Genomic DNA, 22543 nt, shown 5'->3' with positions numbered 1-22543 from the left:
GTGCTCGAAGCAGATACCTTCGATTGAACGCAGGAACGGCGCGGAGGGGGCCACCCGCCGCGCCGTTCCTGGTCCGACCGCCTCGCCTGCCGCGTGCAGCGCCGGCTTCAGCCCTCGCCGACCACGTCCACGCCCGCGGGCGGAACGAAGCGGAAGGTCGAGCGCTCGAACACCGGATTGCGCTTCCAGCCGCTGAACACGACCTCGGTGCGCTGGCCCAGGGTGTCGACCACCTCCATGCGTGCCAGCGACGGGCCGCGGAACCCGAGGCGGGCGCTGCTGAAGCTGGCCTGCTGGGCATCCTTCGGCGACAGCAGGAGCCACGACAGCCCCTCGGACTCGCCGCCCTCGCGGACGTTGAAATCGCGTTCCAGCTTGGCCGGGTCGACCAGGGCGGCCAGCGGGCTGTTCTGCTCCTCCGGACCCTGCGGACGCACCGTGACCTGCTCGAGGTCGGGATCGAACACCCAGACCTTCTTGCCGTCGGCCACGATCAGCTGCTCGTAGGGCGTGGCGTACTCCCAGCGGAACAGTCGCGGCGCCGACAGCGCGACCCGGCCCCTGGAGGTTTCCTTCAGGCGCCCGTCGAGGTCGTAGAGCTTCTGTTCAAAGCGTCCGTCCAGGCCCTTGAGCCCGTCGCTGAAGGCGGCGAGGTCGTCGCGCGGGCCCGCGAACGCGGTGCCGGCGACGGTGGACAGCAGGGCCAGCGCGGCCAGCCAGTTGCGCATGCGGATCATCGGTGACTCTCCTCGGAATGCGTCGCGAGTGTGCGGCCTGTCGACTGAATGCGGGATCACGCGCAGCGCAGGTCCATCGCCGCTATCGCGGCTCCCACAGGGAACAGCCGACGCGGGAACAGCCGCAGTGGGACGGCCGCTGTGGGAGCGGCTACAGCCGCGATCGCGGTCATCGCGTTGCCCCCACAGTGGACCGCACTACTGCGGCGGAGGCGGTGCCAGCACGCTGCGGTCGCCGTTGTGCTCGGGCGGCGAGACCACGCCCGCGGCCTCCATCGCCTCGACCAGGCGCGCGGCGCGGTTGTAGCCGATCTTGAGCCGGCGCTGCACGCCGGAGATCGAGGCGCGACGCGTCTCGGTCACCACGCGCACCGCTTCGTCGTACAGCGGATCGCTCTCGTCGCCGCTGCTGGTCGATTCCGGCAGGCCGGTCGCGCCGACCACCACGCCGTCGCCCATGGCCTGCACTTCCTCCAGCACGCCCTCGATGTAGTCGGGGCCGCCGCTGGACTGCCTGAGGTTCTCGACGACGCGATGCACCTCTTCGTCGGACACGAATGCACCGTGCACGCGCTCCGGAAGCGCGGTGCCCGGCGGCAGATAGAGCATGTCGCCGTGGCCGAGCAGGGTTTCCGCGCCGGACTGGTCGAGGATGGTGCGCGAGTCGATCTTGCTCGAGACCTGGAACGCGATGCGCGTCGGGATGTTGGCCTTGATCAGGCCGGTGATCACGTCGACCGACGGCCGCTGCGTCGCCAGGATCAGGTGGATGCCGGCCGCGCGGGCCTTCTGCGCCAGGCGCGCGATCAGCTCTTCCACCTTCTTGCCGACGATCATCATCATGTCGGCGAATTCGTCGATGAAGATGACGATGAACGGCATCGTGTCCAGCGGCTGGGCGACCTCGCCGGATTCCGGGTTGCTCTTGAACAGCGGATCGAGCAGCGGCTGGCCCGCGTCCTGCGCGTCCTTCACCTTCTTGTTGAAGCCGGCCAGGTTGCGCACGCCCACCGCGCTCATCAGCTTGTAGCGGCGCTCCATCTCGGCCACGCACCAGCGCAGGCCGTTGGCGGCCTCCTTCATGTCGGTGACCACCGGCGCCAGCAGGTGCGGGATCCCCTGGTAGACGCTGAGCTCCAGCATCTTCGGGTCGATCATCAGCATCCGCAGGTCCTTGGCCGAGGCCTTGTACAGCAGGCTCAGCACCATCGCGTTCACCGCGACCGACTTGCCGGAGCCGGTGGTACCGGCGACCAGCAGGTGCGGCATGCGCGCGAGGTCGGCGACCGTCGGCCGGCCGGCGATGTCCTTGCCCAGCGCGAGCGTCAGCAGGCTCGAAGCCTTGTCGTACTCCTTGGAGCGCAGGAGTTCCGACAGGTAGATCATCTCGCGGTGGGTGTTCGGGGTCTCGAGCCCGATCACCGACTTGCCCGGGATCACGTCGACCACGCGCACCGACTTCACGCTCAGCCCGCGCGCGATGTCCTTGTCCAGCGAGCTGATCTGGCTGACCTTGATGCCCGGCGCCGGCTCGATCTCGAAGCGGGTGATCACCGGACCCGGATAGGCGCCGACCACCTGGGCGTCGATGCGGAAGTCCTTGAGCTTGAACTCGATCTGGCGCGACAGCGTTTCCAGCGTGCCTTCGTCGTAGCCCTTGGGCTGCGGCTTGGGATCGTCCAGCAGCGCCAGCGGCGGGATGCCGGTGCCGTCGCCGACGTTGAACAGCGGGATCTGCTGCTCGCGCTTCGCACGCTCGCTCTTCTCCACCACCGGCGCCGGTGGCGGCTCGATGCGCACCTTCTCGCGCTTGGCGCGCAGCTCGGTGTCGATCTTGCGGACCTCGGTGCGCTCCTCGCGGTGCGCGCGTGCTTCCTGCCACTCGCTGGCCTGCTTGCTGCCGCGGCGGAACAGCGCCGGCAGCTTCATCACCCAGCCGCCGAGGATGTCCATCACCCGGAACCAGGACAGGCCCGTCGCCAGGGTCACCGACACCAGCAGCAGCGCCAGCAGGAACAGGTTGCCGCCCACCGGACCGAAGGCCGAGTACAGCGAGTTGCCCACCAGTCGCCCGAGGATGCCGCCGCTGCCCGCCGAATAGCCTTCCACCGCGCCGATGCGCAGGTACAGCAGACCGGTCGAGGACACGATGAAACCGACGATGCCGACCAGGCGCAGCGCGGGTCCGAGGTCGGCCTGCCCGTCGCCGTCGGTGTCCATGCCGAACAGCGCGATCCACGCCACGGCACCGAGGATCAGCGGCAGCACGAAGGCCACGTGGCCGAACAGGCCCAGCATCACGTCGGCGATCCAGGCGCCGACGCGGCCGCCGGCGTTGTTGAGCGGCGCGGTCAGGCTGCCGGCATTGCTCCAGCCGGGATCGCTCGGCGAGTAGGTCACCATGCACGCCAGCAGGTAGACCAGCAGCGGGGCGATCGCGATCAGCGCGATGTCGCGCAGCAGCTTCTGGCGGCGGGGATTGGGGGCCGCTGCGGCCGCCGTTGGCGCCGCCTTGCGCTTGCGGCGGGTGCCGCGTTCCATTGCGGGGCGTGCTGCCACGTGTGATCAGACCTTAAGAAATGCTCGCAATGGGATGATTCTACTCACATTCCGCCCGAGTGCGTGCTCAGCGGGCCATGTCGAGCAGGGCGGGATGCACCAGTCTGCCATCGGCGACATTCACGCCGCGCGCCAAGGCCGGATCGTCCGCCGGGTCGCGGCCGCTCGCCAGGCGGTCCAGCCAGGGCAGGATCGCCGCGCAGATCGCCTGCGACGACGTGCGCGGCACGGCACCCGGCATGTTGGTCACGCAGAAGTGGGTCACGCCCTCCTCCACATAGGTCGGCGCTTCCCAGGTCGTCGCGCGCGAGGTCTCGAAGCAGCCGCCCTGGTCGATCGCGATGTCGACCAGCACGCTGCCCGGCTCCATGCCGGCGACCATCCCGCGGGTCAGCACCTTGGGCGCCTTGGCACCGGTGACCAGCACCGCGCCCACCACCAGGTCGGCGCGCGACACCGCGCGCGCCACAACGTCCTGGTACGGGTACAGCGCGGTGACGTTGTTGCCCAGCTGCATCATCTGGTCCATGCGATCAGGGCGCATCTCGAACACGGTGACGTTGGCGCCACCGGCCGCGGCCAGCGCCGCGGCGGCTCCGCCCGCACGGCCGGCGCCGAAGACTACGACGCTGCCGCGCCCCGTCGATGGCAGGCCGCCGAGCAGCGTGCCCTTGCCACCCATCGGCGTGTGCAGCAGCTGGGTGCCGACCTGGACGCCGATGCGCCCGGCGATCACCGACATCGGCGCCAGCAGCGGCAGGTCGCCGTTGGGAAGTTCGACGGTTTCGAAGGCGACCGCGGTCAGCCCGATGTCCAGCAACCGGCGGGTCAGCGCGGGCTCCGCGGCCAGGTGCAGGTAGCAGAACAGCAGGTGGTCGCGGCGCAGGTGCGCGAGGTCGCCGGCGATGGGCTCCTTGACCTTGACGATCAGCTCGCCGGCCGCATACAGCGCGGCGGCGTCCGGCGCGATCCCGACGCCAAGCGCGCTGTAGTCCGCGTCGGTGAAGCCGGACTTCGCACCGGCATCGTGCTCGAGCCAGACCTCGTGTCCGCGCCTGACCAGGTCACCCGCGGCAGCCGGGACCAGCGCGACGCGCCCTTCCTGCGGCTTGGTTTCCTTCGGAACACCGATGCGCATCGCCCTTCTCCGTTTTCGGTCCCGCTCTCCAGTGCCGCACAAAAAACGCCGCAGGCGCGGCGTTTCATCGAGGTGCTATCGGGAACCCTGCGTTGCGCGCATCGCGCACGCCTGCGCCTTGTCTTGCCGCGTCGGCGCCGCCAAGCTATGGGCTTCCCAACGCCGTGATTCCATGGCCCGCGAGTATACATGAGCACTTCCAAGCACTGCCGCCTGCTGATCCTCGGTTCCGGCCCCGCCGGCTGGACCGCCGCCGTCTACGCCGCGCGCGCCAACCTCAAGCCCGTGGTCGTCACCGGCCTGCAGATGGGCGGCCAGCTGATGACCACCACCGAGGTCGACAACTGGCCGGGCGATGCCCACGGACTGATGGGCCCCGACCTGATGAACCGCATGCAGGCGCATGCCGAGCGCTTCGAGACCGAGACGATCTTCGACCACATCCACAGCGCCGACCTGTCGCAGCGCCCGTTCCGCCTGAAGGGCGACAACGGCGACTACACCGCCGATGCGCTGATCATCGCCACCGGGGCCACGGCGAAGTACCTCGGGCTGCCGTCGGAAGAGGCCTTCAAGGGCCGCGGCGTGTCCGCCTGCGCCACCTGCGACGGCTTCTTCTACAAGGACCAGGACGTGGCCGTGGTCGGCGGCGGCAACACCGCGGTCGAGGAAGCGCTGTACCTGTCCAACATCGCGCGCACCGTCTACCTGGTGCATCGCCGCGACACCCTGCGCGCCGAGAAGATCATGCAGGACAAGCTGCAGGCGAAGATCGACGCCGGGAAGATCGTGCCGGTGTGGCACCACGTCGTCGACGAGGTGCTGGGCAACGAGGCCGGCGTCACCGGACTGCGCCTGAAGTCGGTGCAGGACGACAGCACGCGCGAGATCGCCGTGCACGGCTTCTTCGTCGCCATCGGCCACACGCCCAACACCTCGCTCTTCGAGGGCCAGCTGGCGATGAACAACGGCTACCTCGACATCCGCTCGGGCCTGTCGGGCGGCGCCACCGAGACCTCGGTCCCGGGCGTGTTCGCCGCCGGTGACGTCGCCGACCAGGTCTACCGCCAGGCGATCACCTCGGCGGGCTTCGGCTGCATGGCCGCGCTGGATGCGGAACGCTTCCTCGACAAGGATGCCTGAGCCGCGGCGCGCGACGGCGGCCGGCTGAGTCGGCGCATGTCCGTCGCGCGCACGCACGATTCGCTGGCCGAGGTCCCGGCCGCGGCCTGGGACGCGCTGCATGACGGCGGCAATCCCTTCCTCGCGCATGCCTTCCTCGAGGGCCTGGAATCCTGCGGCTGCCTGCGGCCGCAGTGGGGCTGGACGCCGCGCCACGTCACGGTGTGGGACGGCGGCACGCTGGTGGCCGCCGCGCCCGGATACCTGAAGCAGAACTCTCACGGCGAATTCGTCTTCGACCATGCCTGGGCACACGCCCATGCGCGCCACGGCCTCGACTACTTCCCGAAGTGGCTGGGCGCCGTGCCCTACTCGCCGGTCACCGGGCCGCGCCTGCTGGCACGCGACGCCGCCGCGCGGCGCCGCCTCCTCGAGGCCATCGTCGACGATGCGCGGGCGCTGGGACTGTCGTCGGCACACGTCAATTTCCATACCGCCGCGGAGGACGCGGCGTTCGACGGGCGCTGGCTCCCGCGCCAGGACATCCAGTACCAGTGGCACAACACCGCGGGCTGGCCGGATTTCGCCGCCTTCCTTGGCGACATGGACCATCGCCACCGCAAGAACATCCGCCAGGAGCGCGCCAAAGTGGCACGTGCCGGCGCCACCTTCAGGGTGCTCCACGGTGACGAGGCCACCGACGACGACCTCGCCGCCATGCATGCCTTCTACTTCGAAACGTTCAGCGATTACGGCAACGCGCCCGCGCTGACGCTCGAGTTCCTGTATCACCTGGCGCGCACGATGCCGCGCGCCCTGGTCCTGGTGCTGGCCGACCTCGACGGCGGGGCGATCGCCGGCGCGCTCTGCCTGCGCGGCCGCGACACGCTGTACGGACGCTACTGGGGCGCCCTGCGCCAGGTGCCCGGCCTGCACTTCGAGACCTGCTACTACCAGGGCATCGAGTACTGCCTGCGCGAAGGACTGGCCCGCTTCGAACCGGGCGCCCAGGGCGAGCACAAGATCGCGCGCGGCTTCCTGCCCACGCCGGTGCGCAGCCGCCACTGGATCGCACACGACGGCTTCCACGCGGCGCTGGAGGCCTGGTGTCGCGAAGAGTCGGAAGTCGTCGACGCCACGGCCCGCGCACTGGCCGGGCGCAGTCCGTTCCGCGCGACCTCCGACGCGACATGAGCCGCGCCCTGCCCGCCCTGCTCGGCCGCGATCCCGCCTCGCCCTTCCCCGATCCGGCCACCGCGCTGCGCGAGCCGGATGGCCTGCTGGCGATCGGCGGCGACCTGGAGCCTCGGCGCCTGCTCGCCGCCTATGCCAGCGGGATTTTTCCATGGTCTTCGGAGGGCCAGCCGCTGCTGTGGTGGTCGCCCGATCCGCGCACCGTCTTCGCCACCGACGGCGTGCACCTGTCCTCGCGCTTTCGCCGCCAGCTGCGCGGCAGCGACTGGAGCGTGGTCGCCGACCAGGCCTTCGACGCGGTGGTGCTCGCCTGCGCCACGGCGCCCCGCGGCGGCCAGCACGGCACCTGGATCACCGGTCCGATGCGCGCGGCCTACTCGCGGCTGCACCTGCTGGGGCACGCGCATTCTATCGAGGTGCACGACGGCGAAGGCCGCCTGGCCGGCGGCATGTACGGCGTGGCGCTGGGCCGGATGTTCTTCGGCGAAAGCATGTTCAGCGCCCGCAGCGGCGGCTCCAAGGTCGCCCTTGCGGCGCTGGCCCATGTGCTCCGCGGCTGGGGCTGGCCGCTGCTCGATGCCCAGGTCGAGAACCCGCACCTGGTCGCGATGGGCGCGCGCGCCTGGCCCAGGTCCCGTTTCCTGGCCGAGGTGCGTCGCCTCACCGCCCTGCCCGGCCGGCCGGGCTCTTGGACCGCGGCGTTTGGCCAGTTGCCCGCTGCAACGCTGGGCCGGCCCGCGGAGCCGACGCCCATGGCGGCCGACTGACGGAACTTTTGCGCGGGACGGGTGTCCGTGCGACAATTGCCCTCTTGCGGGCTTCGCGCCCGACCCACAGCAATGGTCAGTACAGGACGCATGGCGAAAGACGACGTCATTGAATTCGAGGGAGCGGTGTCGGAAACCCTTCCGAACACGATGTTCCGCGTGAAGCTTGAGAACGGGCACGAGATCATCGCCCACATCTCCGGGCGCATGCGCAAGAACTACATCCGCATCCTCACCGGCGACAGGGTCAAGGTCGAAATGACCCCCTACGACCTCACCAAGGGTCGCATCACCTATCGCATGAAGTAATTCGCGCTCGACGCGAACAGGAAAGGCGGCCCGAAGGCCGCCTTTTTCGTGGTGCGACTATCGCTGTGGGAGCGGCATAGCCGCGATCGTCGTGATCGCCGCTATAGCGGCTCCTACAATGGCTATTCCACGGTCGCCGGCAGCAGCTTTTCCGGCTCCGCATGCACGTCGAGCACCAGCTCGCCATCCACGGCGTCGATCGCCACCCGGCCACCGCCCACCAGCTTCCCGAACAGCAGCTCGTCGGCCAGCGGCCGCTTCACCTGGTCCTGGATCACCCGGGCCATGGGACGTGCGCCCATCAGCGGATCGAAGCCGTGCTGGGCCAGCCATTCGCGCGCGGACTGCGTCGCCGCCAGGCCCACGCCCTTCTCGTGCAGCTGCTCTTCCAGCTCGATGATGAACTTGTCGACCACGCGCAGGATGTGCTCGAAGCCCAGCGGCTGGAACTGCACGATCGCATCCAGGCGGTTGCGGAACTCGGGGGTGAAGGCCTTGCGGATCACCTCCATCGCATCGGTGCTGTGGTCCTGGCGGGTGAAGCCGATGGTCCGCCGCGCGGCCTGCGCCGCGCCCGCGTTGGTCGTCATCACCAGCACCACGTTGCGGAAGTTCGCTTCGCGCCCGTTGGTGTCGGTCAGGATGCCGCGGTCCATCACCTGCAGCAGGATGTTGAAGATGTCCGGATGCGCCTTCTCGACCTCGTCGAGCAGCAGCACGCAGTGCGGCGTCTTGACGATCTTCTCGGTCAGGAGGCCACCCTGGTCGAAGCCGACGTAACCGGGGGGCGCGCCGATCAGCCGGCTCACCGAATGCGGCTCCATGTACTCCGACATGTCGAAGCGCACCAGCTCGATGCCCAGCTGCAGCGCGAGCTGGCGCGTGACCTCGGTCTTGCCCACGCCGGTCGGGCCGGCGAACAGGAAGTTGCCGATCGGCTTGTCGGGATTGCCCAGCCCGGAACGCGCCAGCTTGATCGCGCTGGTCAGGGTTCCGATCGCCGGATCCTGGCCGAAGATCACCATCTTCAGGTTGCGCTCCAGATGCTGCAGCACGTCCTTGTCCGACGCGCTGACCTGCTTGGCCGGGATCCGCGCCATCCGCGCCACGATCGCCTCGACCTCCTCGACGTCGATCAGCGACTTGCGCACGTCGGCTGGCAGCAGCCGCTGGCGGGCACCGGCCTCGTCGATGACGTCGATCGCCTTGTCCGGCAGCAGCCGGTCGCCGATGTGCTTCACCGAAAGGTCGACCGCGGCGCGCAGGGCGTCGTCGGCGTAGGTCACGTCGTGGTGCGCCTCGTAGCGGGGCTTGAGCCCCTGGAGGATCTCGTAGGTCTCGCCGACGGTGGGCTCGACGATGTCGATCTTCTGGAAGCGACGTGCAAGCGCGCGGTCCTTCTCGAAGATGCCGCGGTATTCCTGGAACGTGGTCGAGCCGATGCAGCGCAGCTCGCCCGACGCCAGCGCGGGCTTGATCAGGTTCGACGCGTCCATCGTGCCGCCCGACGCGGAACCGGCGCCGATGATGGTGTGGATCTCGTCGATGAAGAGGATCGCGCCCTCGTGCTTGCCGACCGCGGCCAGGACAGCCTTCAGGCGCTTCTCGAAGTCGCCGCGGTATTTGGTGCCCGCGACCAGCGCGCCCAGGTCGAGCGAGTAGATGGTCGCCTGCGACAGCACCTCGGGCACCTCGCCGTCGACGATGCGCTTGGCCAGGCCCTCGGCGATCGCGGTCTTGCCCACGCCGGCCTCGCCCACGTAGAGCGGGTTGTTCTTGCGACGCCGGCACAGCACCTGGATGGTGCGCTCGATCTCGTCCGCGCGCCCCACCAGCGGGTCGATCTTGCCCTGGCGGGCCATCGCGTTGAGGTCGGTGGCGAACTCGGCCAGCGCGTCCGCCTTGCCCTCGCCCTCGCCGCCCTCGGCCTTGGCCTCGGGGTCGCCGGAGCCGGGCGACGGCTCGTCGCCTGTGCGCGCGATGCCGTGCGACAGGTAGTTCACGACGTCCAGCCGGGTCACGTCCTGCTGGTTGAGGAAGTAGACCGCGTGCGAGTCCTTCTCGCCGAAGATGGCCACCAGCACGTTGGCGCCGCTGACCTCCTTCTTGCCCGATGACTGCACGTGGTAGACCGCGCGCTGCAGCACGCGCTGGAAGCCCAGCGTCGGCTGGGTATCGCGGCCGTCATCCTCGGCAAGCCGCGACACGGAACTGGCGATGGCCTGCTCGAGGTCCGAACGCAGGCGATGGAAATCCGCCCCGCAGGCCTTGAGCACGGTTTCCGCGGACGGGTTGTCGAGCAGCGACAGCAGCAGGTGCTCGACCGTCATGTACTCGTCGCGTGCCTCACGGGCGCGCTTGTAGCACTGGCCGATGCTGTACTCGAGATCCTTGCTGAACATGGGGCGCGTGCCTCCTCGATTCACTACCTGGAGGATGGGGTCGCCCGGGAGGCTTTTCCATCCCGCGTCAGGGTCCTTGTAGGCCCTCGCCCGCGCGGTTGGCAAGGGCCATCCGCACTTCGCAGTATTCCGGCAGCGCGCGTCAGGGCCGCGTGCAGGCGCGGCCGCTCCGGTCAGGCCTTCTCGAACGTCGCCAGCAGCGGATGCTGGTTGAGCCGGGCGTACTCGTTGACCTGAGCGACCTTCGACTCGGCCACGTCGCGGGTGAACACCCCGCACACGCCGCGGCCGCGGGTATGCACATGCAGCATCACCTGGGTGGCCCGTTCGATGTCCAGGCCGAAAAAGCGCACCAGCACCTCGACCACGAAGTCCATCGGCGTGTAGTCGTCGTTCAGCAGCAGGACCGAGTACAGCGGCGGGCGCGCCAGCTCGGGACGGCCGGCTTCGACGGCGACGCCATGGTCGCGCTCATGTCCTGGGTGGCTGCTCATGCCCGTGATTATACCGGGGCACCCGGTGGACGGCCCCCGCCGCCCGGGCGAAAATGGCCGCCTCCAGACCGGTTCGCGCATGTCCCCTTCCCGCCCGCCTTCGACCGACCTCCACCCTGCCGCCCAATGCGGGCGGGCCGGCGGGCGGTGCCGTCCATGACCTATCGGCAGGGTCGGTTCTGGCAGCCGGATGTCACCGTCGCCACCGTGGTGGTGGACGGCGGCCGCGTGCTCTGCGTCGAGGAGCATTCCGGCGGACGCATCGTGCTCAACCAGCCTGCCGGGCACCTGGAGCCCGACGAGGACCTGGTCGACGCCGCGGTGCGCGAAACCCTCGAGGAGTCCGGCTGGACAGTGGAGCCCACCGCCTTCATCGGGGCCTACCAGTGGACCTCGCCGGCACTGCCCGATGGCAGCCCGGGGCGGCATTACCTTCGCTTCGCCTTCGCGGCGCGACCGCTGTCGCACGACCCGGCGCGGGCGCTGGATGAAGGCATCGTGCGCGCCGTCTGGCTGACCCCCGGCGAACTGCACGCCGACGCCGCGCGCCACCGGAGCCCCCTGGTCTGGCAGGTCGTCGCCGACCACCTCGCCGGAAGCCGGCAGCCCTTGTCGCTGCTGCGCTCGGTGCGCTGATGGCCGCGCCGGAGATCATCGTCGGCATGTCCGGCGGCGTGGACTCGTCGGTCGCCGGATTGCTGCTGCGCGATGCCGGCGAAGCCGTCGCCGGCCTGTTCATGGACAACTGGGCCGACGACGGCAGCGGCCACTGCCGCGCCGACGAGGACCGGCGCGACGCGGTGGCGGTCTGCGGGCGGCTCGGGCTGTCGATCCATTTCCGCGACTTCTCGCGCGAGTACTGGGCCGGCGTCTTCGAGCACTTCCTGGCGGAATACGCCGCCGGCCGCACGCCGAACCCGGACGTGCTGTGCAACCGCGAGATCAAGTTCCGGCACTTCCTGGACGCCGCACGCGACCTCGGTGCCTCGCGCATCGCCACCGGCCACTACGCCCGCGTCGACCACGCCGGACGCCACTGGCGGCTGCTGCGCGCCGCCGACCGCGGCAAGGACCAGAGCTACTTCCTGCACCAGCTCGGACAGGCCCAGCTGGCCGCCACCGTGTTCCCGCTGGGCGCGCTGCGCAAGGACGAGGTCCGGGCGATGGCCGCCGCCGCGGGATTGCCGACCGCGGCGAAGAAGGATTCCACCGGCATCTGCTTCGTCGGCGAGCGCGACTTCCGCGAGTTCCTCGGCCAGTACCTGCCGGCTCGCGCGGGCGAGATCCGCACGCCGGATGGCCAGGCCGTGGGCGAGCACCCGGGCGTGTTCTACTACACCCTGGGCCAGCGCGAAGGCCTGCAGATCGGCGGCCGGCGCGGCTTCGACGACAAGCCGTGGTACGTGGTCGGCAAGAATGTCGCCACCAACGTGCTGACGGTCGACCAGGGCCACGACAGCCCCTGGCTGATGTCACAGGGCCTGCGCAGCGAGACCGCACACTGGATCGCCGGCGCGCCGCCCTCCACCCGTTTCAGCTGCACGGCGCAGACGCGCTACCGGCAGCCAGAGGAGCCATGCGAAGTGACCGTTGACGATACCGGGACCCTGCGGGTCGCCTTCCAGCGCCCCCAGCGGGCCGTGACCCCCGGCCAGTCCGTGGTGCTCTACCAGGGCGAGGCCTGCCTCGGCGGCGCCGTGATCGCCTCCACCGACGCGCCGATGCCGGGGGCCGACGCATGAGCGACATGCACGACCGGGTGATGGCGCTGGCCGGCCTGGCGCAGGCCCTGCGCCAGGTGCGCCGGGTGGCCGAGACCGGACAGGCCGAAGGCACCGTGCTCGAGACCGCGCTCGGCAGCGTCTTCCGCATCGACGCCAGCACCGCGGCCGATGTCTACGGCGGCGTGCCGAACGTGCGCCCGGGCCTGATGCTGCTGCGCGACTACCTGGGCAACAAGGGCCAGGATCCGCTGCTGCCGAAGCTGGCGCTGGCGGTGACCCAGCTCGAGCGTCGCTTCATCCAGGACGACGAGGTGTCCGGCCGCGTGCACGAAGGCATCCTGGCCGCGCGCCACGAGGCCGAGCGCCTGGGCAACGCGCATCCCGAAGTGCTGACCCGGCTCGGCGCGCTCTACGCGGACACCGTCAGCCACCTGCGCCCGCGCGTGCTGGTCCAGGGCAATCCGCACTACCTGGGCCAGGCGGCGATCGTGGCCGAGATCCGCGCGATGCTGCTGGCGGCGCTGCGCTCGGCGGTGCTGTGGCGGCAGTCCGGCGGCAGCCCGTGGGACTTCCTGTTCCAGCGCGGGGCGATGGGACGCGCGGTCGAGGAGCTGCTCGGCTAGGATCGACAGGACCGGTCCGCCACGCGCCCTCCCGGCCCGCGGCCACCATGTCCCGCCAGCGGAGATCCGCATGTCGATCCAGACCATCCTGTCCGACCTCGCCTCGAGCCGGGACCGGCGCGAGGCGCTGTACAAGCACTTCCACCTGAACCCCGAGCTGTCGCTGCAGGAATACCGCACGGCCGAACGCATCGAGGCCGAGCTGCGCGCCTGTGGTGTCGACGAGGTCCTGAAGATCGGCAGGACCGGCCTGGTCGCGATCCTGCGCAACGGCGATGGGCCGGTGGTGGCCATGCGCGGCGATACCGACGGCCTGCCGATGGCCGAACGCACCGGCCTGGACTACGCGGCCGAAGGCGTCACCCAGGTCGACGAGGCCACCGGCCTCGAGACGCCCGTGGCGCATACCTGCGGCCACGACGTGCACATCGTCTCGCTGCTGGGGGCGACCGAGCTGCTGCACGCGCACCGCGGACTCTGGTCCGGCACCTTCGTGGCCGTGTTCCAGCCGGGCGAGGAAAATGCCGCGGGCGCGAAGGCCATGGTGTCCGCCGGAATCGTCGACCAGGTGCCTAAGCCCGATGTCTACCTGGGCCAGCACGTGCTCGGCTCGCTGCCTGGCGGGGCCGTGGGCATTCGCAGCGGTCCGCTGTTCTCGGCCGCGGCCTCGATCGGGATCACGCTCCACGGCAAGGGCTCGCACGGTTCGATGCCGAACCTGGGCGTGGATCCGATCGTGCTGGGCGCCGCCATCGTCACCCGGCTGCAGACCATCGTCGCGCGCGAGGTGGCGCCGCGCGAGACCGCGGTGGTCACCGTCGGCAGCTTCCACGCCGGCACCAAGTCTAACATCATCCCCGACTCCGCGGTGCTGCAGCTCAATACCCGCGCCTTCGACAAGGAGGTGGAGAAGCACCTGCACGAGGCCATCGAGCGCATCGTCCGTGCCGAGTGCGAGGCGGCGCGCTCGCCGAAGCCGCCGGAGTTCCGCTATTACGACCAGTACCCGCTGACCGACAACCACGAGGCGCCCACCGTCCGCGTGCGCGCGGCCTTCGACGCCTGGTTCGGCGAGGACTCGGTCGACATGTCGCCGGTGCCGGCGTCGGAGGACTTCTCGGTCATCCCGGACGCCTTCGGCTGCCCCTACACCTACTGGGGCCTGGGCGGATTCGCGGACTGGAAGAACGCGCCGGGCAACCATTCGCCGTTCTTCGCGCCCGACATCCAGCCCACGCTCGATCGTGGTATCGAGGCGATCATCGTCGCCGCCTCGCCCTGGCTGATGGAGACCGGTAATGGCGACCATTGACCGTTCCACTGCCGGCGCCGCCGGCTTCAAGGGCAACGACTCGGCCCTGCTCGGCATCGTGCTGGCCGTCGTCACCTTCTGGCTGTTCGCCCAGACGACGATGAACATCGGGCCGATGATGGCCGACGACGTCGGCATGCCGATGCCGGTGATGAACATCGCCATCTCGCTGTCGGCGCTGTTCTCGGGCATGTTCATCGTGGTGCTGGGCGGCCTGGGGGACCGCTTCGGTCGCGTCCGGGTGGTCTTCTTCGGCAACCTGCTCAATATCGCCGGCTCGCTGCTGATCGCGTTCGCGATCGAGGGCGCGCTGGCAACGCCGATGATCCTGCTCGGGCGCATCCTGCAGGGCCTGGCCGCCGGCGCGATCATGCCGTCGACCATGGCCCTGCTGAAGGTCTACTGGGACGGTGCGGACCGCCAGCGCGCGGTGTCTATGTGGTCGATCGGCTCCTGGGGCGGATCGGGCCTCACGGCGATCTTTGGCGGCTTCATGGCGTCGACCGTGCTGGGCTGGCGCTCGATCTTCGTCATCTGCGCGCTGGTCTCGGTGGCCTCGATCGCGCTGATGCGGCAGATCCCCGAGTCGGCGCCGCTGGCCGGGCGGCCCGGCAAGACCGACTGGGCCGGCATCATCTCGATGGCCGTGGGCCTCGCGGCGCTGCTGATCGTGGTGACCCAGGGCTCGAGCATCGGCTGGGCCAACCTGCTCACCTGGGGGCTGTTCGCGGTCTTCCTGGTGGCCTTCGGCATCTTCGTCAACGCCGAGCTCAAGGCGCCCTACCCGCTCGTCGACTTCAAGCTGTTCCGCAACACGGTGTTCACCGGCGCGACGATCTCGAACTTCCTGATCAACGGCACCGCCGGCGCGCTGACCGTGTCGCTGTGGGTGCTGCAGGGCGCGGCCGGCATGTCGGCCGCCACCGCCGGCTACCTGACGATCGGCTACGCGGTCTTCATCATCGCCTTCATCCGCGTGGGCGAGAAGCTGCTGCAGCGTTTCGGCCCGCGCAAGCCGATGCTGTGGGGCTGCATGATCGTGCTGCTCTCGATCGCGCTGCTGATGGCCACCCACACGATGCAGTGGCAGTACTCGATCCTCGCGGCGGTGGCCTATTCGCTGTTCGGCCTTGGGCTGGCCTTCTATGCCACCCCGTCGACGGATGCCGCCCTGACCAACCTGCCGGGCGACCAGGCCGGCGCGGGCTCGGGCATCTACAAGATGGCCTCCTCGCTGGGCGCGGCCTTCGGCGTGGCGGCATCGGCCGCGATCTTCACCGCGCTGTCGACCAGCGGCCTGGAGATCGTCGGCACGGTGGTCGAATTCTCGGGGCGCCAGGACAACCTGGCGGTGCGCGAAGCCGGCATGGTGGGCCTGGCGTTCAATGCGCTGATGGCGATCGCCGCGCTGATCTCGGTGACGATCTTCATCCCGAAGCAGACGTCGCCGACAGCAGGCCGCGGCGACGGAACCAGGCCTCGAGCGGCAGCGTGACCAGCGGCGGGATCGCCGCCAGCACCGCCACCAGCAAGGCCCACATCGGCCAGCGCAGCCTGGCGCCGGCGACGAACGTGACAACGACGTAGAGCAGGAACGCGCCGCCATGCAGGCGACCGAACAGCCAGACCCCGAGCTCGGTCGTCCCGCTGACGTATTTGAGGTACATGCCGATCAGCAGCCCTGCCCAGGTGAAGGCTTCGATCAGGGCGACGATGGAGAAGAGCCTGCCGGTCGGTGACAGGGGGCGTGGTACTGGATGCATGGGTGGTCCGGGTTGGGTGGGGCAATCGCGGCTGTAGCCGCTCCTACAAAAGCAGGGGCCTGAAGGGAAACGCCCGGCGATGCCGGGCGTTTCTTCATGCTGCAACGGCGGTCTGGATCAGTCCGCCGGCACGGCCTCCGCGACCTCGCGGTACTCCTCGATCTGGTCGAAGTTCATGTAGCGGTAGATCTCGGCGCCCTTGTCGCTGATGACGCCGACGCCTTCCATGTACTCCGCGCGTGTCGGGATGCGGCCCAGGCGCGAGCAGATCGCCGCCAGTTCCGCGGAGCCAAGGTAGACATCGGTGTTGCGGCCCAGGCGATTGGGGAAGTTGCGGGTCGAGGTCGACATCGCGGTGGCACCTTCGCGGATCTGCGCCTGGTTGCCCATGCACAGCGAGCAGCCCGGCATCTCCATGCGCGCGCCTGCTGCGCCGAAGGTGCCGTAATGGCCTTCCTTGGTCAGCTCGCTGGCATCCATCTTGGTCGGCGGCGCGACCCACAGGCGCGTGGGAATGTCGCGCTTGCCTTCCAGCAGCTTCGCGGCGGCACGGAAGTGGCCGATGTTGGTCATGCAGGAACCGATGAACACTTCATCGATGGTGTTGCCGGCAACGTCGGACAGGGTCTTGGCATCGTCCGGGTCGTTTGGGCAGCACACGATCGGCTCGACGATCTCGGCCAGGTCGATCTCGATCACCGCCGCGTACTCGGCGTCGGCATCGGGCTCGAGCAGCTGCGGGTCGGCCAGCCACTGCTCCATCTTCGCGATGCGGCGCTGCAGGGTGCGGGCGTCGGCATAGCCTTCGGCGATCATCCACTTCAGCAGCGTGATGTTGCTGGTGAGGTATTCGATGATCGGCGCCTTGTCCAGGCGCACGGTGCAGCCTGCGGCGGAGCGCTCGGCCGATGCGTCGGCGAGCTCGAAGGCCTGCTCGATCTTCAGCTCCGGCAGGCCTTCGATCTCGAGGATGCGGCCGGAGAAGATGTTCTTCTTGCCCTGCTTGGCAACCGTCAAGAGGCCCGCCTTGATCGCGTACAGCGGGATCGCGTGCACCAGGTCGCGCAGCGTCACGCCTGGCTGCATCTGGCCCTTGAAGCGCACCAGCACCGACTCCGGCATGTCCAGCGGCATGACTCCAGTGGCGGCGGCGAACGCGACAAGGCCGGAGCCGGCCGGGAACGAGATGCCGATCGGGAAGCGGGTGTGCGAGTCACCGCCGGTGCCGACGGTGTCGGGCAGCAGCATGCGGTTGAGCCAGCTGTGGATGATGCCGTCGCCCGGACGCAGCGAGACGCCGCCGCGGGTGGAGATGAACTCCGGCAGCGTGTGGTGCGTCTTCACGTCCACCGGCTTCGGGTAGGCCGCGGTGTGGCAGAAGGACTGCATCACGAGATCCGACGAGAAGCCCAGGCAGGCCAGGTCCTTCAGTTCGTCGCGGGTCATCGGACCGGTGGTGTCCTGGGAGCCGACGGTGGTCATCTTCGGCTCGCAGTAGGTGCCCGGGCGCACGCCCTGCCCCTCGGCCAGGCCGCAGGCGCGGCCGACCATCTTCTGCGCGAGCGTGAAGCCGCGACCGGTGTCGGCAGGCGCCGCCGGCTGGCGGAACAGCGTGGCGGCGGGCAGGCCAAGCGACTCGCGCGCCTTGGCGGTCAGGCCACGGCCGATGATCAGCGGGATGCGGCCACCGGCGCGCACTTCGTCGAACAGCACGTCGGACTTGACCTGGAACCCGGCGATCACGTCGCCATTCTTCAGCGCCTTGCCATCGTACGGACGCAGCTCGACGACATCACCATGCTCCATCTTCGACACATCGAGCTCGATCGGCAGCGCGCCGGCGTCTTCCATGGTGTTGTAGAAGATCGGCGCGATCTTCGAACCCAGGCAGACACCGCCGAAGCGCTTGTTCGGGATAAAGGGGATGTCCTCGCCGGTCCACCACAGCACGCTGTTGGTTGCCGACTTGCGGCTGGAGCCGGTGCCGACCACGTCGCCGACGTAGGCGACCAGGTGCCCCTTGGCCTTCAGGTCAAGGATGGCCTGGATCGGACCGCGCCTGCCGTCCTCCTCGGGCACGAAGGGCGCGTCGGGACGCGCGTTCTTCAGCATCGCCAGCGCATGCATCGGGATGTCCGGGCGCGTGGTCGCGTCGGGCGCCGGCGACAGGTCGTCGGTATTGGTCTCGCCTGGCACCTTGAACACGGTGATGGTCAGCGACTCCGGCACTTCCGGCTTCGAGGTGAACCATTCGGCATCGGCCCAGCTCTGCAGCACGGCCTGCGCATGCGGGTTGCCGGCCCTGGCCTTTTCCTCGACGTCATGGAAGGCGTCGAACACCAGCAGGGTGTGCTTCAGGCCGTCGGCGGCGACCGCGCCCAGCGTGGGGTCGTCCAGCAGCTCGACCAGCGGCGCGACGTTGTAGCCGCCGAGCATGGTGCCCAGCAGTCCGGTGGCGCGCTCGCGGCTGATCAGCGGGTTCTGCTCGCTGCCAAAGGCCAGCGCCGCCAGATAGGACGCCTTGACCTTGGCGGCATCGTCCACGCCGGCAGGCACGCGGTGGGTCAGCAGGTCGACCAGGAACGCGTCCTCGCCCGCCGGCGGCTGCTTCAGCAGCTCGATGACCTCGGCGGTCTGCTGCGGCGTGAGCGGCAGCGCGGGGATGCCGAGCGCAGCGCGTTCGGCCACGTGGTGGCGATAGGCTTCCAACATGGGGTACTCCAGGAATGTCGCGGTGGATAGTTTGTAATCGCGGCGGAACTCGGAATCGTTCAGGGCGCCTTGGGAACGATGATCTTCAGGCCCTTGAAGTAGTCGCGGAAAAAACCCGCGTCGCGGGTGATGAGCCCGGCGCACTGCAGCAGCGCATGCGCGCCGACGATGAAGTCTGGCCCCGTGCGCGGCGAGGGCGGCGCGTCACCGCCGGCTGCCCGCACCCGCTGGTTGAAGCGGCGCTGCATCTCGCCGGCGCGGATGGCGGAGCGGCGTTCGACCGGCACATAGCGCATGCCCATCTCCTCGACCACGTCCATGATGTCGGTGCCGTGGCCCAGGCCGGCGGTGATCTCGCTGACGACCACGTCGCAGAGCACGACCGGGCCCTGCGCCAGCGCGTCGCGCACGCAGCGCTCGGCCGCGTCCGCCCTGCCGGGGTCGTCGCCCAGCAGGTCGATCAGCACGGAGGTGTCGATCGCGATCATCCGGCGTAGGCGCTCAGCGCTCGACCGGATCGCCGGGCGCGCGTCCGCGCAGTTCGCGCATGACGTCGTCGGTGCTCACGCCCTCGGGCAGCTTGAAGCGGCCGCGCGCGCGGGAGATCGCATCGTCCACGTTCTTGCGCAGGATGATGCGGCCGCCTTCCAGCTCGACCTTCAGCAGGGTGCCCTTGGTCAGCCCCAGCGCATCGCGCACGGCCTTGGGCAGGGTGATCTGGCCGCGCTCGGCAACGGTGGCTTCCATGGGCGTCTCCCGGCGTCCGCTACAGGCAAGCGGTATGCGCCCATTATACATACCTTGGAATACGTACTGAAGCCCGCATACTGCAGGGAGCGTGCAACGCACCGCTTACACATCCGTCCGTAGACTGTCGGCCTGCCCACACGCCACGCCTTCAGCACAGGAGCTCCGCCATGGCCGATTCCTTCTCCACCCGCGACCGCTTCGAGGTCAACGGCAGGTCCTATACCTATGCAAGCCTGACCCGGCTCGGACAGCGGTTCGACCTCGCGCGCCTGCCCTATTCGATGAAGATCCTCCTGGAGAACCTGCTCCGGCACGAAGACGGGGTCACGGTGGGCAAGGAGCACATCGAGGCGGTCGCGCGCTGGGATGCCAGCGCCGAGCCGGACACCGAGATCGCCTTCATGCCGGCGCGCGTGGTGCTGCAGGACTTCACCGGCGTGCCCTGCGTGGTCGACCTGGCCGCGATGCGCGACGCGGTGGCGCGCCTGGGCGGCCGGCCGGAACAGATCAATCCGCTGATCCCGTCCGAGCTGGTGATCGACCACTCGGTGCAGGTCGACGTGTTCGGGCGCAGCGATGCGCTGGACCTCAACGGCCGCATCGAGTTCGAGCGCAACAAGGAGCGCTACGGCTTCCTGCGCTGGGGCCAGAACGCCTTCGGCAACTTCAAGGTGGTGCCGCCCAACACCGGCATCGTCCACCAGGTGAACCTCGAGCACCTGGCCCGCGTGGTCATGGAACGCGAGGTCGACGGCGAGACCTGGGCCTTCCCGGACACCGTCTTCGGTACCGACAGCCACACCACGATGATCAACGGCATCGGCGTGCTCGGCTGGGGCGTCGGCGGCATCGAGGCCGAGGCGGCCATGCTCGGCCAGCCCTCGTCGATGCTGATCCCGCAGGTGGTCGGCTTCAAGCTGACCGGCCGGATGCCCGAAGGCGCGACCGCCACCGACCTGGTGCTCACCGTCACCCAGATGCTGCGCAGCCACGGCGTGGTGGGCAAGTTCGTCGAGTTCTTCGGCGAGGGCCTGCAGCACCTGCCGCTGGCCGATCGCGCCACCATCGGCAACATGGCACCCGAGTACGGCGCCACCTGCGGCATCTTCCCGATCGATGGCGAGGCGCTGCGCTACCTGCGCCTGTCCGGCCGCAGCGAGGAGCAGATCGCGCTGGTCGAGGCCTATGCCCGCGCGCAGGGCATGTGGCACGAGCCGGGCCAGCAGGAGGCCACCTACTCCGCGGTGCTCGAACTCGACATGGGCACGGTGCAGCCGTCGCTGGCCGGCCCGAAGCGTCCGCAGGACCGCGTGCTGCTGGGCGACATGCAGCAGAACTTCAACGACAACGTCGGTCCGTTCACCGCGCAGCGCGAGAAGTCACGCGACTGGCAGGTCAACCGCTACGAGAAGGAAGGCGGGGGCCAGCCGCAGGCCGAGCGCCTTGCCACCAAGCCGGCCTCGACCATCAGCATGGACGACTGCCAGCACCAGATCACCGACGGCTCGGTGGTGATCGCGGCCATCACCTCCTGCACCAACACCTCCAACCCGGCGGTGATGCTGGGCGCGGGCCTCGTGGCACGCAATGCGGTGGCCAAGGGGCTGAAGGCTGCGCCGTGGGTCAAGACCTCGCTGGGCCCGGGTTCGCTGGTGGTGACCGACTACCTCAAGAAGGCCGGGGTGATGGACGACCTCGAGAAGCTGGGCTTCTACGTCGTCGGCTACGGCTGCACGACCTGCATCGGCAACTCCGGCCCGCTGCCGGAGGCTGTGTCGAAGGGCATCGCCGAGAACGACCTCGCCGTGGCCGCGGTGCTTTCCGGCAACCGCAACTTCGAGGGCCGCATCCATGCCGAGGTGAAGATGAACTACCTGGCCTCGCCGCCGCTGGTGGTCGCCTATGCCATCGCCGGTACCGTCGACATCGACCTGACCAGCCAGCCGCTGGGCCAGGACCAGGACGGCAAGGACGTCTACCTGCGCGACATCTGGCCGAGCAACAAGGAGATCGGCGACATGATCGCCGCGACCGTGGGCCCGGAGCTGTTCGCGCAGAACTATGCCGACGTGTTCAAGGGCGATGCGCGCTGGAACTCGATGGAATCGCCCGAGAGCGAGCTCTACCCCTGGGACGAGGCCTCGACCTACATCAAGAACCCGCCCTACTTCGACGACATGACGATGGAGGTCGGCGGCATCGAGGACATCCATGGCGCGCGCGTGCTGGGCCTGTTCGGCGACTCGATCACCACCGACCACATCTCGCCCGCCGGCGCGATCAAGAAGGACTCGCCCGCGGGCCTGTTCCTGCAGTCGCGCGGCGTGCAGCCGGCGGACTTCAACAGCTATGGCTCGCGCCGCGGCAACGACGACGTCATGGTGCGCGGAACCTTCGCCAACATCCGCATCAAGAACAGGTTCTTCGGCGGCGAGGAAGGCGGCAACACGCTGTACTTCGGCGATGGCCAGGGCGAGCCCGCGAAGATGCCGATCTACGACGCGGCGATGAAGTACAGGGCCGCGGGCACGCCGCTGGTGGTGATCGCCGGCAAGGAGTACGGGACCGGCTCCTCGCGCGACTGGGCGGCCAAGGGCACCAACCTGCTCGGCGTCAAGGCGGTGATCACCGAGAGCTTCGAGCGCATCCACCGCTCGAACCTGGTCGGCATGGGCGTGCTGCCGCTGCAGTTCCTCGACGGCCAGAACGCCGACTCGCTGGGCCTGGACGGCACCGAGACCTATGCCATCACCGGACTCAGGGACGGCGCGGCGAAGCGTGCGACGGTCACCGCGACGTCCACCGACAACAGTGAAAAGAGCTTCGAGGTTTCGGTGATGCTGCTGACGCCGAAGGAGGTCGAGTACTTCCGCAATGGCGGCCTTCTGCACTACGTGCTGAGGCAGCTGGCGGGGCAGCGTCCGGCGGCCTGAAGAC

The 22543-nt window shown here is 69.2% G+C and carries 19 protein-coding genes; 10 read left to right on the top strand and 9 right to left on the bottom strand.

Annotated elements, in window-relative coordinates; genetic code table 11:
* Window positions 1–107: 107 nt before the first annotated feature.
* The 3 genes from lolA to ald all read right to left on the bottom strand — a co-directional run bounded on the left by lolA (window position 108) and on the right by ald (window position 4434).
* Window positions 108–737: an outer membrane lipoprotein chaperone LolA gene (lolA, locus tag JG616_RS00665; RefSeq protein ID WP_199362051.1), complete on the bottom strand. Its 630-nt coding sequence runs from the start codon at window positions 735–737 to the stop codon at window positions 108–110.
* A gap of 198 nt (window positions 738–935) precedes the next feature.
* A complete protein-coding gene (locus JG616_RS00660) occupies window positions 936–3278 on the bottom strand; it encodes a DNA translocase FtsK (protein ID WP_199362050.1) in 2343 nt (780 codons plus the stop codon).
* An 85-nt stretch (window positions 3279–3363) separates the two neighbouring features.
* Window positions 3364–4434: an alanine dehydrogenase gene (gene ald / locus JG616_RS00655; RefSeq protein ID WP_199362049.1), complete on the bottom strand. Its 1071-nt coding sequence runs from the start codon at window positions 4432–4434 to the stop codon at window positions 3364–3366.
* Between the two features lie 189 nt (window positions 4435–4623).
* Between ald and trxB the strand changes: the two genes are divergently transcribed.
* The 4 genes from trxB to infA all read left to right on the top strand — a co-directional run bounded on the left by trxB (window position 4624) and on the right by infA (window position 7826).
* Entirely contained in the window at window positions 4624–5577 is a 954-nt protein-coding gene (trxB, locus tag JG616_RS00650; protein WP_199362048.1) for a thioredoxin-disulfide reductase, read from the top strand.
* A gap of 36 nt (window positions 5578–5613) precedes the next feature.
* Window positions 5614–6750, top strand: coding sequence for a GNAT family N-acetyltransferase (locus tag JG616_RS00645; protein ID WP_199391367.1), 1137 nt, complete (start codon window positions 5614–5616; stop codon window positions 6748–6750).
* Entirely contained in the window at window positions 6747–7517 is a 771-nt protein-coding gene (gene aat / locus JG616_RS00640) for a leucyl/phenylalanyl-tRNA--protein transferase (RefSeq protein ID WP_199362046.1), read from the top strand. Before JG616_RS00645 ends, aat begins: the two co-directional genes overlap by 4 nt.
* A 90-nt stretch (window positions 7518–7607) precedes the next feature.
* Window positions 7608–7826, top strand: coding sequence for a translation initiation factor IF-1 (gene infA / locus JG616_RS00635; RefSeq protein WP_055248081.1), 219 nt, complete (start codon window positions 7608–7610; stop codon window positions 7824–7826).
* Window positions 7827–7948: 122 nt separating this feature from the next.
* Here the strand turns inward: infA and clpA are convergent, their stop codons facing one another.
* On the bottom strand, window positions 7949–10228 hold the full coding sequence (clpA, locus tag JG616_RS00630; protein WP_199362045.1) for an ATP-dependent Clp protease ATP-binding subunit ClpA: 2280 nt from the start codon (window positions 10226–10228) through the stop codon (window positions 7949–7951).
* A gap of 173 nt (window positions 10229–10401) precedes the next feature.
* The gene (clpS, locus tag JG616_RS00625; protein ID WP_199362044.1) at window positions 10402–10722 is read right to left on the bottom strand and encodes an ATP-dependent Clp protease adapter ClpS; all 321 of its coding nucleotides are present in this window, start codon (window positions 10720–10722) and stop codon (window positions 10402–10404) included.
* Between the two features lie 156 nt (window positions 10723–10878).
* On the opposite strand from clpS, the gene JG616_RS00620 reads away from it, so the two are divergent.
* The 5 genes from JG616_RS00620 (at window position 10879) to JG616_RS00600 (ending at window position 15876) form a co-directional block, all read left to right on the top strand.
* Entirely contained in the window at window positions 10879–11358 is a 480-nt protein-coding gene (locus JG616_RS00620; RefSeq protein WP_199362043.1) for an NUDIX hydrolase, read from the top strand.
* Window positions 11358–12464, top strand: coding sequence for a tRNA 2-thiouridine(34) synthase MnmA (gene mnmA, locus JG616_RS00615; RefSeq protein ID WP_199362042.1), 1107 nt, complete (start codon window positions 11358–11360; stop codon window positions 12462–12464). Before JG616_RS00620 ends, mnmA begins: the two co-directional genes overlap by 1 nt.
* On the top strand, window positions 12461–13069 hold the full coding sequence (gene hflD / locus JG616_RS00610) for a high frequency lysogenization protein HflD (protein ID WP_199362041.1): 609 nt from the start codon (window positions 12461–12463) through the stop codon (window positions 13067–13069). The genes mnmA and hflD overlap by 4 nt, the downstream gene beginning before the upstream one ends.
* A gap of 70 nt (window positions 13070–13139) precedes the next feature.
* A complete protein-coding gene (locus tag JG616_RS00605; protein ID WP_199391366.1) occupies window positions 13140–14381 on the top strand; it encodes an amidohydrolase in 1242 nt (413 codons plus the stop codon).
* Entirely contained in the window at window positions 14368–15876 is a 1509-nt protein-coding gene (locus JG616_RS00600) for an MFS transporter (protein WP_199362039.1), read from the top strand. Before JG616_RS00605 ends, JG616_RS00600 begins: the two co-directional genes overlap by 14 nt.
* Here the strand turns inward: JG616_RS00600 and JG616_RS00595 are convergent.
* The 4 genes from JG616_RS00595 to JG616_RS00580 form a co-directional block, all read right to left on the bottom strand.
* A complete protein-coding gene (locus tag JG616_RS00595) occupies window positions 15809–16144 on the bottom strand; it encodes a DUF3817 domain-containing protein (RefSeq protein WP_199362038.1) in 336 nt (111 codons plus the stop codon). The two genes, JG616_RS00600 and JG616_RS00595, sit on opposite strands and share 68 nt — an antisense overlap.
* A gap of 117 nt (window positions 16145–16261) precedes the next feature.
* Window positions 16262–18856, bottom strand: coding sequence for a bifunctional aconitate hydratase 2/2-methylisocitrate dehydratase (gene acnB / locus JG616_RS00590; protein WP_199391365.1), 2595 nt, complete (start codon window positions 18854–18856; stop codon window positions 16262–16264).
* Window positions 18857–18915: 59 nt separating this feature from the next.
* Window positions 18916–19344: a type II toxin-antitoxin system VapC family toxin gene (locus tag JG616_RS00585; protein WP_199362036.1), complete on the bottom strand. Its 429-nt coding sequence runs from the start codon at window positions 19342–19344 to the stop codon at window positions 18916–18918.
* Window positions 19345–19357: 13 nt separating this feature from the next.
* Window positions 19358–19603: an AbrB/MazE/SpoVT family DNA-binding domain-containing protein gene (locus JG616_RS00580; protein ID WP_199362035.1), complete on the bottom strand. Its 246-nt coding sequence runs from the start codon at window positions 19601–19603 to the stop codon at window positions 19358–19360.
* A gap of 170 nt (window positions 19604–19773) precedes the next feature.
* On the opposite strand from JG616_RS00580, the gene acnA reads away from it, so the two are divergent.
* The gene (gene acnA, locus JG616_RS00575) at window positions 19774–22539 is read left to right on the top strand and encodes an aconitate hydratase AcnA (protein WP_199391364.1); all 2766 of its coding nucleotides are present in this window, start codon (window positions 19774–19776) and stop codon (window positions 22537–22539) included.
* The last annotated feature ends 4 nt before the right edge of the window (window positions 22540–22543 follow it).

Source organism: Luteimonas sp. MC1895 (assembly GCF_016457215.1).
In the GTDB taxonomy this organism is placed as follows: Bacteria; Pseudomonadota; Gammaproteobacteria; order Xanthomonadales; family Xanthomonadaceae; genus Luteimonas.
This window is presented reverse-complemented; position numbering and strand designations above follow the sequence as displayed.